The sequence below is a fragment of the Chloracidobacterium sp. D genome (assembly GCF_018304685.1).
In the GTDB taxonomy this organism is placed as follows: Bacteria; Acidobacteriota; Blastocatellia; order Chloracidobacteriales; family Chloracidobacteriaceae; genus Chloracidobacterium; species Chloracidobacterium thermophilum.
The window spans coordinates 19,619-36,939 of the sequence record NZ_CP072635.1; the positions used below are offsets into that span (position 1 = coordinate 19,619).

Annotated in this window: 12 protein-coding genes; 7 read left to right on the forward strand and 5 right to left on the reverse strand. The window is 61.3% G+C overall.

Annotated features, from left to right (window positions below; genetic code table 11):
* Window positions 1–26 precede the first annotated feature (26 nt).
* Window positions 27–1,361 carry an RNA-guided endonuclease InsQ/TnpB family protein gene (locus J8C01_RS11325; RefSeq protein WP_211433007.1) on the reverse strand — a complete coding sequence of 445 codons (1,335 nt, stop codon included), beginning with the start codon at window positions 1,359–1,361 and terminating at the stop codon, window positions 27–29.
* Window positions 1,362–1,732: 371 nt separating this feature from the next.
* Between J8C01_RS11325 and J8C01_RS11330 the strand changes: the two genes are divergently transcribed.
* From J8C01_RS11330 to J8C01_RS11355, 6 genes are read left to right on the forward strand one after another with little or no spacing between them, the layout of a single operon-like run.
* Window positions 1,733–2,680 (forward strand): alpha-E domain-containing protein, encoded by a 948-nt coding sequence (locus tag J8C01_RS11330; protein WP_014101465.1) that lies wholly within the window; start codon window positions 1,733–1,735, stop codon window positions 2,678–2,680.
* 12 nt (window positions 2,681–2,692) lie between these two features.
* Window positions 2,693–3,421, forward strand: a complete 729-nt coding sequence (locus J8C01_RS11335) for a peptidase (RefSeq protein ID WP_014101464.1) — start codon at window positions 2,693–2,695, stop codon at window positions 3,419–3,421.
* On the forward strand, window positions 3,418–3,762 hold the full coding sequence (locus J8C01_RS11340) for an Hpt domain-containing protein (protein WP_014101463.1): 345 nt from the start codon (window positions 3,418–3,420) through the stop codon (window positions 3,760–3,762). The genes J8C01_RS11335 and J8C01_RS11340 overlap by 4 nt, the downstream gene beginning before the upstream one ends.
* 28 nt (window positions 3,763–3,790) lie before the next feature.
* Window positions 3,791–4,612, forward strand: coding sequence for an SDR family oxidoreductase (locus J8C01_RS11345; protein WP_211433008.1), 822 nt, complete (start codon window positions 3,791–3,793; stop codon window positions 4,610–4,612).
* Entirely contained in the window at window positions 4,612–5,274 is a 663-nt protein-coding gene (bluB, locus tag J8C01_RS11350) for a 5,6-dimethylbenzimidazole synthase (protein ID WP_211433009.1), read from the forward strand. Before J8C01_RS11345 ends, bluB begins: the two co-directional genes overlap by 1 nt.
* Before the next feature lie 56 nt (window positions 5,275–5,330).
* Window positions 5,331–8,573: a VPS10 domain-containing protein gene (locus tag J8C01_RS11355; RefSeq protein WP_211433010.1), complete on the forward strand. Its 3,243-nt coding sequence runs from the start codon at window positions 5,331–5,333 to the stop codon at window positions 8,571–8,573.
* Window positions 8,574–8,655: 82 nt separating this feature from the next.
* On the opposite strand, the gene J8C01_RS11360 is transcribed toward J8C01_RS11355, so the two are convergent.
* Genes J8C01_RS11360 through J8C01_RS11370 form a run of 3 tightly spaced genes read right to left on the reverse strand, consistent with a single transcriptional unit; the run spans window position 8,656 to window position 11,862 of the window.
* Window positions 8,656–10,218, reverse strand: a complete 1,563-nt coding sequence (locus J8C01_RS11360; protein WP_211433011.1) for an OmpA family protein — start codon at window positions 10,216–10,218, stop codon at window positions 8,656–8,658.
* Window positions 10,215–11,240, reverse strand: a complete 1,026-nt coding sequence (locus J8C01_RS11365) for a VWA domain-containing protein (RefSeq protein ID WP_211433012.1) — start codon at window positions 11,238–11,240, stop codon at window positions 10,215–10,217. The genes J8C01_RS11360 and J8C01_RS11365 overlap by 4 nt, the downstream gene beginning before the upstream one ends.
* A gap of 10 nt (window positions 11,241–11,250) precedes the next feature.
* A complete protein-coding gene (locus tag J8C01_RS11370; protein ID WP_211433013.1) occupies window positions 11,251–11,862 on the reverse strand; it encodes a DUF1517 domain-containing protein in 612 nt (203 codons plus the stop codon).
* 412 nt (window positions 11,863–12,274) lie between these two features.
* On the opposite strand from J8C01_RS11370, the gene J8C01_RS11375 reads away from it, so the two are divergent.
* Window positions 12,275–14,098 (forward strand): DNA/RNA non-specific endonuclease, encoded by a 1,824-nt coding sequence (locus J8C01_RS11375; protein ID WP_211433014.1) that lies wholly within the window; start codon window positions 12,275–12,277, stop codon window positions 14,096–14,098.
* Window positions 14,099–14,287: 189 nt separating this feature from the next.
* Here J8C01_RS11375 and J8C01_RS11380 read toward each other — a convergent pair whose 3' ends face one another.
* The gene (locus tag J8C01_RS11380; RefSeq protein WP_249355515.1) at window positions 14,288–17,320 is read right to left on the reverse strand and encodes a DEAD/DEAH box helicase family protein; all 3,033 of its coding nucleotides are present in this window, start codon (window positions 17,318–17,320) and stop codon (window positions 14,288–14,290) included.
* Window position 17,321: the final 1 nt, after the last annotated feature.

Below are 17,321 nucleotides of genomic sequence, written 5' to 3' on the forward strand. Positions count from 1 at the left end.
GAGATGGCCTGCGGACGGTGCTGCTATCAAGAATGTGCGCAAAAGTGCGCACGGTTCTCTTCCTGCCCCGACGTGTCTTGTTGACCACCGTCGTATCTGACAGGCGTGACTTTCCCGACTGCGGCGGGGACGGTCCCCGCCGCAGCGCCGCCATTGCTGGACGGACTCGCCACGGGTAGGGCAGTTTCGGTTGCCAGCCGTTTCAGGTTCAGCGCCGCATTGAGGTCACGGTCATGGTGCGCACCACATTGAGCACACACCCATGTTCGCTCTCTCAATGTCAGCGCCTCGTTCTTCCAGCCACAGATGGAGCACAGTCGGCTGCCTGGATACCAGCGATCAGCGATGGTAAGCTGAGTACCGTAGCGCCGGGCCTTGTATTCCAACTGCGAGCGCAACATCCCAAAACCCACGTCAGAGATGGCGCGGGCGGGTTTCTCGTTCTGCAGCATCCCTTTGACGTTTAAATCCTCGATCACTAACGCTTGGTTTTCGCGGCAGAGTCGAGTCGTGAGCTTGTGGGTGAAATCCGCCCGGATATTGGCCATGCGGGCATGGAGCCTTGCCAATATCGCAGCGGACTTCTGCCGGTTGTTCGATACCGGCAGGCGCGTTCCTTCAGGCAGGCGGGCAGGGCGTTCAAATCCTGCTGCCTTCCTGGCGGCTTCCAGCTTGCGGCTGAGACGTCGGCTACGGATTTCCAGACGGCGCAGCGCTGCTTTGAGCGGCTTTGGCGCCTCGATGACTTCACCGCTGGAGACCGTTGCGGCAGCCTTGATGCCCAGGTCGATGCCGTTGACCTCGTGCGACGTGCGACGCCGATAAAATTGCGCATCAGGCACCTTGACCTGTATTGCCACAAACCAACGATCCGCGGTGCGAGAAACCGTTGCGCCCAAAATCTTGCCCGCGAAGCGCAGCTCCTTGGTCATGGCGACTTCGCCGATCTTGGGTAGGCGGATCGTCTTACCGACCAGACGGAACTTGTCGTTGGCAACATAAAAGCTGTCGCGGCAACGGCCCTTTTTCTTGAGCCGTGGCTTGTGCGCTTCTTTGCCCTCCTTGGCGAAGAACCGTTCCCATGCTTTGGCGAGATTCCTGAACGGCTGGGCGTGAGCATCCCGGTGAATGTCTTGCAACCAAGGCCGACCGTTCTCATCGAGCCACTGCGGGTCGGTGTACTTGATGGCGTTGAACTGTTTTTTGAGCGCCATGGCGTTTTGCCTGCCGCCTGCTGCGTATTGCCTGTTCCACTCATTGAGCGCCCAGTTCCAAACACGCCGCGCCGTGCCGCAGGCGCACTTGAAGTAGTCCACTTGCTCAGGAGTCGGACAAAGAGCGATCTTGTGGGTTAGTTGCATTGTTGGGCCTTTTTGCTGCAACGTCTTGACTGAGACACCAAGGAGTTTTGCCGCCTTGCCTGTGCTTATAGTGCTTTCCACAAGCATTATTATACACTATCGCATACTATACGGCAAGCCAGAGTCCGGCTTCACCGTCTCCAGGAGACGCTCGTCCACCTGCTGTTCGTCTGGTTTCCAAAGTGTCGCGCTGGCCCTTTGCATCACAGCTTCATGCCTGTAGATTTGGCTTCTGACAACCATCCTGCCCGACCAGTGAACTATGGCAGGTCATCCCCCTGCCACGGATGATATTCCATGCCGTTTATTGTATCTCTGAGATGGATTTCTGGCGGTGGTGTTGAGCCTGTCCGCCGTATTTTGCCACGTCCATGCTGAGCCGGGTTGCCGATTCGATCTTCTGGATGAGCCGCTACATCGAACGGGCGGAAAACATTGCCCGCTTCGTGGATGCCACCATGACGCTGACGCTCGACCTGCCGGCCGATGACACGGCCGCCTGGGTCGAACTCGTCGCCAGTGTGGGCGACCCCGTTGACTTCGCCGCCCGCTACGGCACGCCCACCCCGGCGGCCGTACTGCGCTACCTGACCTTCGATGAACAAAACCCCAACTCCATTCTGACCACGCTGGCGCGGGCGCGGGAAAATGCCCGCTGTGTGCGCGACACCATTTCCTCGGAAATGTGGGAGCAGGCCAACCGGTTCTACCTCGATGTCAAAAGCGCCGCCACCCAGGGGCGGTTCGGTGCCATGCCGCATGCCTTTTTCACCCAGGTGAAAATGTCCAGCCACCTGTTTGTTGGCGTGACGGATTCAACGATGTCCCACGGCGAAGCCTGGCACTTCAACCGGATCGGACGGCTGCTCGAACGCGCCGACAAAACGGCCTGCATTCTGGGGGTTGAGCGCTTCAACGCCACGACCCTCGCCGGCAGCTCCCTCATAGACGATCTGCACTGGTCGGGCCTGCTGCGCGCTGCCAGCGCCCTTGAGATGTATCGCAAACGCTTCGGCCGCATCGAACCACGCCGGGTTTTTGAATTCCTGTTGCTGAGCCGGGAGTTTCCACGGGCGGCGCACTACTGCCTGCTGCGCTGCGTGGAATCCGTCCATGCCATTTCCGGCACATTGCCCGGCACCTACACCAACCTGCCCGAACAACGGCTGGGACGGCTGGCGGCGCAGCTCGACTACGCCGGCGTCGAGGATATTCTTCCGCCGGAGTCACCCCGCGACGCCCGTCCGTTTCTGAACCGCTTCCGGCGTGACCTCTATGCCGCCGGCGATGCCATTGCCGCGACATTTTTTCCCAACTGAAGGATTGTGCCTATGACCTTTTGCCTCGGTATCAAGACGGTGGAAGGGCTGGTTGCCGTCGCCGACACCCGCATTACTTCCGGGACCGAGTGCCGTACCTCGCGCAAGCTGACCATCCACCGCGCGGCTGCCGCGCCGGTCTTCGTCATGACTTCGGGCCTGCGTTCCGCACGCGACAAGGTGGTGACGTATTTTGACGAGTGGCTCCGGGGCGAAACCGTCATCCACCGCCGGCTGTATGAACTCGTCAATGCCTATGGCGAGCAGGTACGGCGGGTCGTGCGCGAAGACCATGCTATGCTGGAGCGCGACGGCCTGCGCTTTGACCTCTTTTCGATTATTGGCGGACGGCTGCCCGACGACGGTGAACACCGGCTGTTTCTGGTCTATCCCCAGGCCAACTGGGTCGAAATCGGCGAGTCATCGCCCTACGCCATTATCGGCAATGCCTTCTACGGCAAGCCCATTCTCGACCGGATGCTGGATTACGGCTGTTCTCTTGAAGCGGCCCTCAAGGCGGCGCTGCTGGCGTTCGACTGTACGTTGACGAGCGCCAGTGATGTGAGCTATCCGCTGGATGTGGCTGTCCTGCGCGCCGGAGCTTCTGATTTCATTGAGCATCGCTTCACTGAGCCGGACATGGCAAGCTATGCTGTCTGGTGGCGCACCAACCTTCGCCGTCTCGTCGCTGACGCTCCTGGAAACTGGCTGAGCTTCCTCAACCTGGAGTCTGGCTTATGAGTTCGCTCAACCCGGAAACCATCGCGGCGCTCAAGGCCCTCGATGACGGCGACGGCTTTTTCGCTGAGATGGTGAACACGTTTCTCGACAACGCCAAAGTGACCTTCGAGCAGCTCTACGCTGCCCAAGCCGCCAATGACATCCGCGCTCTGGAGCGGGCGGCGCACAAGTTACGCGGTGCCGCCAGCACCATTGGAGCGCAGAATCTCATGGCCATGTGCGAAGCCTTGGAAACGTCCGCCCGTGCAGAGCACGTCCCGGATGTGGCTGGCTCGGTGGCCGCCATCGAAACCGAGCTTCAGCAGGTTCGCCTGGCGCTTCAGGCCGAAATGCAAAACTGAACCCCTCCCCACCCACAAGGAGAATCACATGCCCCCCAAGGTGGACATCGGTGAAGTGTTGCAGGGACAAGTGGCGCTTGTGACCGGCGCCAGTTCCGGTATTGGCGCGGCCGTGGCGCGTGAACTGGCCCGGGCCGGCGCGGCCGTGGCCGTCAACTACGCCGGAAACCCGGCCGGCGCGCAGTCGGTGGCCGACGCCATTACGGCGGCTGGCGGTCGGGCCATCATCGTCCGGGCTGATGTCAGCGTCGAAGCCGAAGTGACCACCATGTTTTCCGCCGTGCTCGACGCCTTTGGACGACTTGACATCCTCGTTGGCAACGCCGGCCTGCAACGCGATGCGCCTTTTGTGGAGATGACGCTTGAAGCCTGGGAGCGCGTCATGGCTGTCAACCTGACAGGGCAGTTCCTGTGCACCCGCGCAGCCGTCCGGCAGTTTCTCGCCCAGGAAGCGCGCCCGGAGGTGTCGTCCGCTCTGGGCAAAATCATCTGCATATCCAGCGTTCACGATGTCATTCCCTGGGCCGGGCATGTCAACTACGCTGCCTCGAAAGGCGGTCTGTCGCTGCTCGTAAAATCGCTGGCGCAGGAAGTGGCCGAGAAAAAGATTCGCGTCAATGCCGTCTCGCCCGGCGCCATTCGGACGCCCATCAACCGCGCCGCATGGGAGACGCCCGAAGCCGAGGCAGCGCTGCTCAAACTCATTCCCTATGGCCGGGTGGGCGAGCCGGAAGATATTGCACGCGCCGTTGTCTGGCTGGCGTCGGATGCTTCGGACTACATCACCGGCGCGACACTCTACGTGGACGGCGGCATGACGCTCTACCCGGAGTTTCGTGAAGGCGGCTGATGAACGACTGGACGTTTTCAGAAGCCGAACGGGCGGCCGTCTATCGGGCCATCCACACCCGGCGGGACATTCGCTCCACCTTTCTGCCACAACCCATCCCCGATGCCATCCTGTGGCGGCTGCTCGGCGCGGCCGCTGCGGCGCCATCCGTGGGCTTCATGCAGCCGACAGAGATCATCGTCATTCGGGATGCGGAAGTACGGCGGCAGATTCACGCGCACTTTGAAAGCGTCAACCGGGCTGCGGCTGAAGTTTATACGGACGCCGACCGCCGCGCCTATGATGCCCTCAAGCTGGCGGCCATTATCGAGACACCGCTCAACCTGTGCTTCACCTGCGACACGACGACCCAGCGCGGGCGCGGTCTGGGACGCCAGACCATGCCCGAAACGGCCGTCTTCTCGACGGTCTGCGCCGTGCAGAACGTCTGGCTGGCAGCGCGCGCCGAAAACATCGGCGTCGGCTGGGTCAGCATCCTTGAGCCGGAAACGGTCAAAACCCGGCTCGACATTCCGGCGCACCTGACGCTGGTGGCCTACCTGTGCGTCGGGTATGTCAGCGAATTTCCCGCCCAACCCGAACTTGAAACCAAAGGCTGGGAACATGCGCGTGACCTGACCGAAATGGTGTATTTCGACCGCTACGGCGTTCGCCAACCGTGAACCCTGACTCCCCCCACGACAACCTCTGACACTTTCTGTACAGAACACGACTGACCATGAAACCAAGTTCTCATGCCAGTTCACCGGCGCGCGTCCGGTGGTGGCTCGCCCTGTGGATTGCCGCTCTGTTGACCGCAACACCGCTGGTGCGGGCGCAGCAGACGGCGGCCAAACCGTCCGCCGGTGACAAACCGGAAGCCAAAGCCGAGGCTTATACCCAACTCAAGTACCGCCTGATCGGCCCCTTTCGCGGGGGACGGGTGGATGCTGTGACCGGCGTCCCCGGACAGCCCAACCTGTACTACTTTGGCGCTACCGGCGGCGGTGTGTGGAAAACGACCGATGGTGGCGTCAACTGGCAGCCGCTTGGAGATGGCTCGTTCCGTACCGGCTCGGTCGGTGCCATTGCCGTTGCCCCCAGTGATCCGAATGTCATCTACGTCGGCATGGGCGAACACACCTGGCGCGGCAATGTCTCGCACGGCGACGGCGTTTACAAATCCACGGACGCCGGCCGGACGTGGCGGCGCGTGGGGCTGGAAAACACGCGCCACATTGCCCGGATTCGCATCCATCCGACCAACCCGGAGGTCGTCTATGCGGCTGCCATGGGACACTGTTTTGGGCCGAATCCTGAACGTGGCGTCTATCGTTCGACCGACGGCGGCAAAACCTGGCAGCGCGTGCTCTTTGTCAGCGACCGCGCCGGTTGCGCCGATCTGGCCATGGACCCGACGAACCCGCGCATTCTCTACGCCGGGATGTGGGAGGCACAGCGCGGGCCGTACTTTTTCAGCAGCGGCGGTCCTGGAAGCGGCCTGTGGAAAAGCACCGACGGCGGCGAGACCTGGCAGGAACTGACCCGCAAGCCGGGGCTGCCCACGGGAGTGCTGGGAAAAATCTGTGTCACCGTTTCGCCGGCCAACCCCGACCGGCTGTGGGCCAGCGTTGAAGCTGAAGAAGGCGGTATCTTTCGCAGCGACGACGGCGGCGCCACCTGGACGCGCACCACGGGCGACCGCAACCTGCGCCAGCGCGCCTGGTATTTTTCCCGCCTTCAGGCCGATCCAAAGGATGCCAACGTCGTCTATGTGCTCAACGTGCAGTGGCATCGTTCGAGCGACGGCGGGCGGACGTTTTCCCCCATGCCCACGACCCACGCGGATCATCACGACCTGTGGATTGCGCCCGATGAGCCAAACCGCATGATTCTGGGCAATGACGGCGGCGCGGCCGTCTCCACCGATGGCGGCCGCAGTTGGACGGAAACCGATCAGCCCACGGCCCAGTTCTACCGGGTCGCCCTCGACAGCCGGTTTCCATTTTTCATCTACGGCGCACAGCAGGACAACACCACGGTCGGCATTGCCAGCCGCACAATCCGTGGCTTCGGTATCGGCCTGCGCGACTGGGAAGATGTCGGCGGCGGCGAGTCCGGCTGGATTGCGCCACACCCGGCCAACCCGGACATCATTGTTGCCGGCAGCTACGGCGGCCTGCTGACCCGTTACGACCGGCGTACCGGACAGGTGCGCGACATCACCGTGTATCCTGAAAATCCGATGGGTGCTGGCGCGGAAAGTATGAAGTACCGCTTTCAGTGGAACTTTCCCGTCATCTTTTCCCAGCATCCACCGCATCCGCTGTATGCCGCTGGCAACCGGTTGTTCCGCAGTGATGACGAAGGTGCAAGCTGGAAGCCCATCTCACCCGACCTGACGCGCAACGATCCGACGAAGCTGGGGCCATCGGGCGGCCCCATCACCAGGGACAACACCAGCGTCGAGTATTACTGCACGATTTTCGCCCTGGCTGAATCCCCGAAAGCGGCCGGCCTCATCTGGGCGGGAACGGATGACGGTCTGGTGCACCTGACCCGTGATGGCGGAACAACCTGGGAAAATGTCACGCCCAAGGGACTGCCCGACTGGATTCAGATCAACGCCATCGAAGCCTCACCGCACGAGCCGGGCGCGGCGTACCTGGCGGCGACGATGTACAAGCACAACGACTTTGCGCCCTACCTCTACAAGACGACCGACTACGGCAAAACCTGGACGAAAATCGTCAACGGCATTCCGGCCGATGCCTTCACCCGCGTCATCCGGGAAGACCCCCGGCGGCGGGGACTGCTCTACGCCGGGACGGAAACCGGCATGTACGTTTCCTTTGACGACGGTGCGAACTGGCGGTCACTGCAACTCAACCTGCCGGCCGTGCCGATTACCGATCTGGCCATTCAGCCGCGCGACAACGTGCTTGTGGTGGCCACCCAGGGACGTTCCTTCTGGGCGCTCGACGATCTGACCGTATTGCAGCAGTACGCCGCCCAGCCAACCTCCCAGCCAACGGCTGCGGGCGTCAGGCTGTACGCGCCTGAAAAAACCTACCGGTTGCGCGGGTTTGGGGGCTTTGCGCCGCCGCCTACGGCAACCGTCGGGGCCAACCCGCCGGTGGGGGCGGTAGTCTTTTTCGAGCTGCCCGACAAGCCCTTCAAACAGGTGACGCTCACCTTTGAAGACGCCGCCGGCAAGCCCTTGCGCACGTTCACCGGACGCGCCAAGGCAACCGCCGAAACGACTCCGGCCAGGCCCGGCCGCGACGAAGGGCCGACCGACACCTTCACGTATGAACCAGGCCTCAACCGCTTCGTGTGGGACTTGCGTTTGCCGGGGCCGACGCGCGTACCGGGCATGGTGCTGTGGGCGGCTGACTTGCGCGGCCCACGGGTGCTGCCGGGAACCTATCGCGTCACACTTCGGGCCGATGACGTACGACAGACCCAGACCTTTGATCTCGTCGCCGACCCGCGTGTGGCCGTGCCGCCGGAAGACCTCCAGGCGCAGTTTGACCTGCTGGTGGCCATCCGGGACAAGGTTTCAGAAACGCATCAGGCCATTCTGAACATCCGGGATACCCGGCGGCAGGTGGAAGAGGTCGAAAGCCAGTTGCGCGGACGGGAAGAAGCCAAGCCACTGCTCGAACTGGCAAAGGCCCTCAAGGAAAAGCTCACCGCCGTTGAGGAAACGCTGGTACAGACGAAGATTCAGAGCAGCCAGGACCCACTCAACTATCCCATCCGGCTCAACAACAAGCTGGCGGCGTTGATCGGTGTCGTGGACAGCGCGGACGCGGCTCCGACCGCGCAGGCGCGGGAAGTCTTTGCCGATTTGAGCGCAAAGACAGACGCCGAACTGCAAAAGCTGCGCGAGGTCATGTCGCGCGATCTGGCAGAGTTCAACGCGAAGTTTCAGGCGTTGAACCTGCCGCGCATCGCACCCCGGGCCACGGCGCAGTGATGGACATCAAGCTCTGTGGGAGCCTTCCTGCCTTGTCTCTCGTTGGGACAGGGCAGGAAGGGTTCCGGTTACGTGTCGGCCATCATGGCGTAGCCGTGGCGCTTTCGAGTTCGGAAGGTGGCGGCAGAATCAGCTCGACGCGCCGGTTGGCGGTCCGGCCGCGGGGCGTGGTGTTTGGCTGGCGCGGATTGGTGTTGCCCATGGCAAACGCCTGGACGCGCTCGGTTGGAATGCCGCGCGCCGTCAGGTAGCCCAGCACGAGTTGCCCGCGCTCACGGCAGAAGTCCTGGCGGCTTTGTTCCGTTCCGGTGTTGTCGCTGTAGGCTTCGATGCGGACAGCGGCTTCCGTCAGGCGCAGAAACTCCACCAGCCGGTCGAGTTTGGCCATTGCCGCTGGCGTCAGAGCCATAGGCTGGCGGGGCGTAGTGATGAAATCGCTGTCCGGCAGTACGAGCACCGAGCCGCGCGCTTCAAACCGGGCATCGCCAAAGAGACGGGCCAGTTCTTCCCGCAGGGCTTTGATGCGCGCTTCGCGGGTTGCGGCCTGGGCGCGGTCGAGTTCGCTGCGCAGGCGGCGGATTTCCTCGCGCAAACTGGCTGTATTGGCATCCCCCTGCGTTTTGTCGGCCGCCAGCCGGTTGTAAGCATCGCGCAGGCGCTCCCGGTCGGCCTCGACTTCGCGCCGCAGCCGCCGTTCGTTGTCGAGCTGCGCCTGCAGGGTGGGAATCTGCCCGACCCGATCCTGAAGTTCGGCAATGACATCATCCTTGGCTGCCAGTTCCTGACGGCGGCGTTCGGCAGCGCGGCGCGCCGTGGCAATGCGACGCGCCCGCTCGGCCAGCCGGATGGCCGTATCGGCCGTTTCGGCGGCTTCATCGCGGCGGCCGCGGCGGTAGAGGTCTTCGGCGGCTGCAAAGGCATCGCCGGCGGCGGCCATCAGTTGGGGGGCAAGCTGATCGGCCTCGTAGTAGCGGGCAATGTCGCGGGCGCGCTGCGCCTGAAGCAGCTCCGGCGGATAGCGCGGATCGCGCCCAGCCGCTGGTGGCTCCGGGCTGACGATGCGGTTTTCCACGTCGGCATCGCCGGAGAAGTCAATTTCGTTGTCGGCAACGAAAACCTGTCCGGTACGGACTTCGGCATTGGCTGCCACAACGAGGCGCGAGGGCGACGTGACCAGATAGTGCGGTTCGGCCGTGACGATCAGGCTGAAGTTGCGGTGACGGGTCGTGGTGCTGATTTCCGAGCCGAACCAGCCGTCGAGTGTGTCGCTCTGCCGCTTGCGGTATTCGCCTAGGTTGTCGCAGATGCCTTCGGGCGTCACGGCCCACATGACGTATGTGGCGGCCATCGGCCCGACCGTGGCCGGGCGGGGCAGCCGTTTGAGCGTCAGGGAGATTTTCGTAATGCTGCTGCGCCGTTCGACGACGGCCTCGCCGCTGACATTTGCCCCGAACCGTTCGGTGCCCACCATTGGGATGCGCACTTCGCGGTCGAACGGATAGCGGATGGTGACGGTGCGAAAGGTGACATCGCTGCGCGGCACGGGCGGAAGCTGCTGCGCCGCAGCCGGGCACAGGGCAGCGAGGCTAAGGGCCGCGGCCAGGAACAGCCGGCCTATCCTGTGGTGCATGGTCGGTTCTGTCATGGGGTGTCGTACTCGGAAGTGTATTCGGTTTGGGAAAAGACCCGCAGCCGCCGGTCGCGGGGACGAACCTCCACCGTCCGCCGGGCGGCTGCGCCGGGCGGCCCCGTCGGGCGATAGACGGCAATGTACTGCCCGCTGAGATCGTCCACGATGCGTTTGAAGCTCCGTTCCAGATCGGCTTCGTCAGTCGGGAAGAATGCCTTGCCCCCGGTGGCGGTGCAGAGCTGTTCGAGGGCGTCGCGGTCCACGTCGCCGAACCGGAAGCGGTCGCCGAGACCGAGCGCATAGACGACAATCCCGCGCCGGCGCAGACTGGCCGCCACGCGCCCCGGCGAAAGCTGGCTGGCGGTGTCGCGGCCGTCGGTCAGAACGCAAATGGCCCGGCGAATGGCGCGGCGCGCGCCGCCGCTGCCGATGACCCGCCGGGCGGTGCGTCCTTCAAGGATTTCGCGCCCGGTGATGTCGAGGGCGTCATAGAGCGCCGTGCCGAGGGGCGGTGTGCCGTTGGCTTCATCGCGGAAAAGCTGTTCGCGTTCGATGCGTCCGAGGGCGGTTTTGAGTGATTTGAGGTGGCTGGTCAGTCCGTTGACGAGATGGACTTCGCCGCCAAAGGTCGCCAGCGCGCCGTAGTCTTTGCCGGGGCGGAAAAACGCATCGAAGAACACATCCACAGCGCGTTTTTCGGCCGGCAAAAGCGACGCCTGGCTGTCGCTGGTGTCCAGCAGGACGGCCAGCATCAGCGGCAGTTCGTTGCTTGTGCGAAAAAGGTCAATGGTCTGTCGCTGTCCGTCTTCATAAAGCTCGAAGTCAGAGGCTTGCAGGTTGGAGACGATGCGCCCGCGCTCGTCCACGACACTGAACACAACACCCCGCGAGTCAGCAACGAGGGCGATTTCATCGCCGGGGTCGGGCAGCGGCGGTGTGGCCGGGCGTGGGCGTCCGCCGTCCTGGGCCGGATTGAGCAAGGGAAACAGCAACGTGACCAGAAGCGCCGGAAAAAAGCCAGGCCAGCGTAGGGACATAGGGGGCAACTCACATGATGACGCGCAGGTGACTCCACCCGCCCGTCAGGAGGTCTTCTTCGGAGAGGCCGTCTTCGGGACTGCCCGGCATGACGAACACGGCGTCGGCCAGAATCGTCTCCGGGTTGACGTACAGAATGCCGTTGACGAGCGAGCGCAGGGTTTCACGCTGCCAGTAGCGCCGCTCATCGGTGACGGCCTCACCGGGCGGGTATGGGACGCTCAGCAGCAGCAGAATGGTTGCCGCGACGTAGTCCTTGCGGTTGGAGAGACGGCGCATCTGGTCCACGTCGTCGCCGACTTCTTCATCTTCGGTTGCCGAGGAAGCCGCCAGTTCTGCCGACCATTCCTCGAACATGGTCTGTCCTTCCTCGCCGGTAACATATTCCCAGTAGGCGTGCGTCCAGTAGGGTTCCTGTTCGAGCAGCAGGGCCACAATGCGCTTGAAGTAACGCTGCTTGGCGGCAACATCCTGAAGATCGCCATCCGGGTCGGCCACGACCGTGGCCAGCCGCCGGCGGAGGGTGTCTTCGCCGAAGGCGCGAATGACGAGCTGGACGCCGAAGAAGTAGAGTTCCTCATCCTTGAGGAACAGCCTGGCAAACCACGAACGGCGCGACATCCGTTTGTTTCCTCGTTTCCCGGTACATCAAAAATTCTGGCCCTCAAGGACAGTCCCAGGGCGGGTAGCATGTAGCATATTTTGGCAGTTCCTTGCCGTTGGCCTTCGGGGCTGTCCTGACTTCATATCAGCGCTGCTGGCAGTAAGCACCAGGTATGTCAGGTCAGGTGTGAGGCTCTCAGGGGTGTTTCATTTTTGTATCGTGAGCTGCTGTAAAAGCCCTTTCTGTAACCTCTGGTTTACTTTCCTGTTGGGTGCCTAACTATTTTTCCAGAAAAGACTTAGCCAGACGCAACACGCGCCTGGCCGGGGCGATAACCCCATGTGGAACGCCCCTGTGTGGGGCCACCCGGCGCCGGAGCCGTTACCTGAATTTTTTATTCGCCCCTGTGGTCTTTTTGAAAGGTTTGTCATGTCGCGCATCGGTAATCCCTTCGCTGCCCTTGTCTCCCGTCTGCAACGTGCGCGGGTGGAAGACCAGTCCATTGCTCCCCGGACGCGCTCCCAACCGGCGCCAACCCCCTCCGAAACAACGCCGGCACGCCCGACAACGTTCAGCCCGACTTCGCTCGATGCGGCCCACACAGCACGGGTAGGTTTCAACCAGGCTGACCGACTGCGTGCCAACCTCTTCTCGATGTTCCGTCCGGCTGCTGCGCCTACGGCCGCGCCCACGGCTGCCACGTCTGCGGCTGCCACAGCCGGCAATACCCAGACGGTAACGGCCTCAGCCGCCCCCAACGCCGCCATCCGTGACTTCCAGACAACAACTTCCACGATTGCCATCACCGAGGATTTGAAAACAACCGGCGTGCGCGTGGATGTCAACATCGCGCACAGCTATGCCAGCGATCTGGTGGTCAAGCTGCGCTCGCCCGAAGGGCGCGAAGTGCTGCTGCGCAATCGTGAGGGCGGACGCGGCACCGGTACGGTCAGCTTCACAGCCAACCCCACCGATTTCAACGGGGTTTCAACCAAAGGCAACTGGACGCTGGTGGTCGAAGACCGCGCTGGCGGCGATGTCGGCACACTGCGTAACTGGTCGCTGGCACTGACCGGCATCCGTCCCGCGCCGGAGCCGCCACCGGCAACCGGCGGCCGTACCGTGATGCAAACGGCCACGCCGAATGCGTCCATCCGTGACTTTCAGACAACAACCTCGACGATTGCCATCAATGACGACCTGAAGACAACCGGCGTGCGCGTGGATGTCAACATTGCCCACACCTACGCCAGCGATCTGGTAGTCAGGCTGCGTTCGCCTCAGGGACAGGAAGTGACACTGCGCAACCGTGAAGGCGGGCGGGGCAACGGTACGGTCAGCTTCACGGCCAACCCCTCCGATTTCAACGGAACGGACGCCAAGGGCGAATGGACGCTCATCGTGGAAGACCGCGAGCGGGCCGATGTGGGAACGCTGCGGAGCTGGTCGCTGTCGGTCACGGGCACGGACCGCACGCCGCCGCCGGCGCCCCCGCGCCCGACGCCGCCACCGGACAACAGCCCGCTGCTGCTGGGCAATCCCTCGAATGCCGTCCCGGATGTGCGCCAGGAAAACAACTACCTCATCGTCCGCGATCAGTTCACGGCTTCGTACAACCGGGCCGATGCCAAACCGAACTGGGTGGCCTGGCACACCGACCGGTCACACCTCGGACGCGAAGGGCGCGGCAAGTTCGATGAAAACAGCACCGACAACCAGCTTCCCGAAGGCTGGCGGCGCGTTACGACGTTTGACTACACCGGCAGCGGCTATGACCGCGGGCACCACCTGCCGAGCGCCGACCGTACAGCTTCGCGCGCGGCCAACAACGGCACATTTCTGATGACGAATGTCCTTCCCCAGGCGCCGGACAACAACCAGGGGCCTTGGGAGCGGATGGAGCGGTACGTCCGCGATCAGATTCGCCAGAACGACATGGAAGCCTACACCATCATGGGCAGCTACGGTGAGATTGGCCGGATTCCGGGGCAGGGAGGTGATGCCAACATCGCCATTCCCGAACGGGTCTGGAAAGTGGTGGTGCTCATCCCACGGGGCGACAATGACTTGGAGCGCATCAACCGGGATACGCAGGTCATCGCGGTGGACATGCCCAACCGCCAGGGCATCCGTAACGACAACTGGGAAAACTACCGGGTGTCGGTGGCTGACATTGAGCGTGCCACCAACATGCGGTTCTTCACGAACCTGCCGCCAGAAGTGCAGGCGGCGCTGCGCGAGAAGGGGCGTTAGTTCGGTGATTGGCTAGGCCGCACTATTTGAGCCGCACGGTGAAAAATGAGCCACCGTGCGGCTTTTTCCTATAGTTCTCCTATTCCGGGCTGGAACTCTTCAGAAAGATAGAGACATAGGTAACGTTTGGATCGTAGCGTGAGGCCTCACGTGCGGCTGAAGTAGTGTTGCCCCACGCAAGCAACGGCTTTAGCTCTGACCGAGCAGTCTTTCTGGTAATGCCCCTACATAATCGCACCAAAACTGCTGATCTAAGGTTGGGACTTTTGCTATGTTATCAGTGTAAAAAAACAAATGTACCGTCACAGTTTTGCCGTTCCACATCAACGGGTGCAGTTGTCCTTTCTGCAGAAAGACACCGCTATAGCCGTCAATTTTCCGCCGGTAGTCCACATGCTCTGTGCCTTTAGGATCGACAAAGGCAATCCGGTAGCGTTTATCTTTGCACAGCCAGAAGATAAAGTCGGGCTTGAAGCGCGCTATGCGGTTCGTCTTCGGGTCATAGTAGGGAATGTACACTTCGTCCAGACTCTCGTCCAACTTGCTGAAAAACCACCAGTCAAACTGCTGGAACTCATTGTTGGGTTGGCTGAGGTACGCCTCTAAATCCTTGATAAACTTCACCTCGCTTTCGGTCTTGATGATGTGTCGGATGTAGTCCGCCTTGCCATCTTCACTCAACACGATGGGGAGGTAGTAGTGTCGGGCGATGTGCTTGATCGTGATGCGCTTGCCGTCACGTGTAAACTCCTCCACACGACTGATTTCTCGAGACCGCTGCTCATACTCCTCTGGGGAGACTTTCCCGTACAGTTCCCGAACCTCCTTTACTTGGGTGGGGTAGTCCTTTACCCGCTTCACCTTCGTTTCCAGTTCGCTAATGTCTTCTTTGCTAATGTCCTCCAAGCTCACGGTGATGTGCTTGAAGTGGCGGATTTCGTCTTCCAGTAACTTGAGCCTGTCTACCTCTTCGGGGGTGATGCCGAGATAGTCCACCACACGGCGCAGTAATCGCCGTAGGTCGCCATACTGTCGCCCGTTGTTGGTGAATAGGCTGTTTTGCTGCAGTGCGCCGCGCAAGACCTTCACCTGTTTCGGCTCAGCGTCCGTAAGTGCCAGCAGCACACGGTCATCCGCGCCCTGCACAAACGCTCGAAGTGCATCAAGCTCATCCCGCGCGATCTCGAACTTGGCGATAAGGTTCTGCTGTGCCCGCGGCGCGCTGGCGGGCTTGTAGACGGGAATGAGCAGGCACGCCTTTTCCGCTTCTGGGTTCACCTTGAAGACATCCAGCGTCCGCCACTGCTCTTTGGGGCGCTCCTTCTGCAGGTTTTCCAGAACGGTCTGCAGCGCAGTGCGGTTCGTGCCGAAGATGAACAGCGTCTCCAACGGCTGCACAGCGTCCTTGAGCCTTTGGAACAGATTCTGCTCTACTTCCCCTGCGTTGTAGAGGGGGAGCAGTCGCTTGCGCTTGTTTTTGATTGGCTCAATCCGCACCCCGCGCCCTACCGACTGCAGAATGAACTTCTGGGCGTCCGCGCCTGTGCCGATGTTGATGTAGCAAAGCACATTCGGGCGGTTAGAGTCCCAGCCTTCATAGAAAGAGCGCGAGCCCATCAGGATGTTGATGTCCGAGTCGTCTTCGTTCAGGCGTGCAAAGAGGCTTTCATCATCAAATCGCTCGGCAATCTCGTAACCGGAGAGTTTCTGCTTGAGCCATGCGGAGATGTCGCCAATCTTGATGAGGGCGAAGGGACGGTCAGCCGCCTTGAGCTTGAACGCCATTTCTTGACGGTTGGAGGGACGCAGAAGAACCTCAATCTCCCCCCCGCCGCCAGCGTTGAACACATAGCAACGGATGTCTTCAGGCGAGAGCCCATCCCACACGCTACGGTCAACTTTCACGCGCTCGTCCTCAAAAAGGAACGCAGGCGATTGTTTGAGTTCTTGCCCAAGCTCATCCTTAGCTGACTGCCAGGTGGTTTTATCTACTCTCTGGCGGGCAATTTGTTCCAGTTCGCGGAAGAACAGCTCCAAATCAGCGTCTTGTGTGTTGACGGAGTTGACCAATACCAGCATGAGGGGGCGGTGGTAAAGTCCGTTGCCAGCAGGCACAACCTTCTCTTCACGCATCTTCCGCGCGTACGCCAGCAACATCAGCATCTTCAGTACCAACTTGCGTTTCTCGTCGCCTGTGTAATCTTCTGATTTGTCTTTGAAGGCGCGTAGCTCTTGTTGCAGCACCAACAGATGCTTGCCGTAGCCCCTGCGGATGTACTCCGAAAGATTGAAGTTATAGACCGTAGTGGCAATATCGCGTGGGTCGGTAAAGGTGGCCGAGAAGTTGAACAGAAAGCCATTGCGCGAGAGGATCGAGTAGATGTGTTGGCGCTTGGAGTCTTCGCGGTCGCCTTTGTGGGCCTCGTCCAGCAACACAAACCATTTTCCGTCATTGTCGTAGTTGCAGAAGTCTAAAATCTTTTCCTTCTGCTGGGCGCTGAGGTTGTCAGAACGGTAGTAAAAGACGGTGATCCCCTGTTCCTGGAACAGGGAAGATTGCTCGCGCTTGACCGCGGCGTAGTCTTTCAGCTCATGCAGCACAATCGGCGTGTCACTGTGGCTTGTATTGAACTCCGCCACATGGCGCCTGAGCTGTTCGATGAGGTCGTTGCGGTGGGTGAGAAACAGAATATCGCACGGCGGCACTTCGCCAAGACGCCGCAATCGCCCCAGCAGCTCGATAAGCTTCACGATGACCAGCGTTTTGCCGCTGCCCGTCGCCATCCAGAAGCCCATGCGGTTGATAAACTCTTCGTAGGCGATTTTGGCGATTTTGCCCGTCTGCGCGTCGATATAACCGGCGTAATACTCTCGGAGCAAGTCAGCGAAGGTGGATTTCGGCTCTATGGAAAGGTCTTCCGAAAGCCCGTTGTCGAGATACCATTGCCAAAATTTCTGGTTGAGTGGGCGCGTTGTGTGAATCCCCCCACTCCCTGCACCCTCTCCCCCCTTAGTAAGGGGGGAGAGGGCTGGGGTGAGGGAGGATTCAACGCCCCAGTAATACTTCCACAGCGCTTTGAGCGCGTTGCACAGGGCTTGCTGCTGGTAGTCATACAGGCGTTTCGTGTGGGAGAAAAACGCAAGGTCGTGGTCCGCCCATGCTTCGGGCAGAAGGTCGTCAGGAATGTCCTCTACCATCTGTTGGAGATAGATACGCATCATA

Coding starts and splice junctions, on each gene's coding strand:
- J8C01_RS11355 (WP_211433010.1), top strand. CDS start 5,331: ATGAAACCAAGTTCTCATGCCAGTTCACCGGCGCGCGTCCGGTGGTGG.
- J8C01_RS11340 (WP_014101463.1), top strand. CDS start 3,418: ATGAGTTCGCTCAACCCGGAAACCATCGCGGCGCTCAAGGCCCTCGAT.
- J8C01_RS11335 (WP_014101464.1), top strand. CDS start 2,693: ATGACCTTTTGCCTCGGTATCAAGACGGTGGAAGGGCTGGTTGCCGTC.
- J8C01_RS11370 (WP_211433013.1), bottom strand. CDS start 11,862: ATGTCGCGCCGTTCGTGGTTTGCCAGGCTGTTCCTCAAGGATGAGGAA.
- J8C01_RS11365 (WP_211433012.1), bottom strand. CDS start 11,240: ATGTCCCTACGCTGGCCTGGCTTTTTTCCGGCGCTTCTGGTCACGTTG.
- J8C01_RS11375 (WP_211433014.1), top strand. CDS start 12,275: ATGTCGCGCATCGGTAATCCCTTCGCTGCCCTTGTCTCCCGTCTGCAA.
- bluB (WP_211433009.1), top strand. CDS start 4,612: ATGAACGACTGGACGTTTTCAGAAGCCGAACGGGCGGCCGTCTATCGG.
- J8C01_RS11345 (WP_211433008.1), top strand. CDS start 3,791: ATGCCCCCCAAGGTGGACATCGGTGAAGTGTTGCAGGGACAAGTGGCG.
- J8C01_RS11380 (WP_249355515.1), bottom strand. CDS start 17,320: ATGATGCGTATCTATCTCCAACAGATGGTAGAGGACATTCCTGACGAC.
- J8C01_RS11360 (WP_211433011.1), bottom strand. CDS start 10,218: ATGACAGAACCGACCATGCACCACAGGATAGGCCGGCTGTTCCTGGCC.
- J8C01_RS11325 (WP_211433007.1), bottom strand. CDS start 1,361: ATGCAACTAACCCACAAGATCGCTCTTTGTCCGACTCCTGAGCAAGTG.
- J8C01_RS11330 (WP_014101465.1), top strand. CDS start 1,733: ATGCTGAGCCGGGTTGCCGATTCGATCTTCTGGATGAGCCGCTACATC.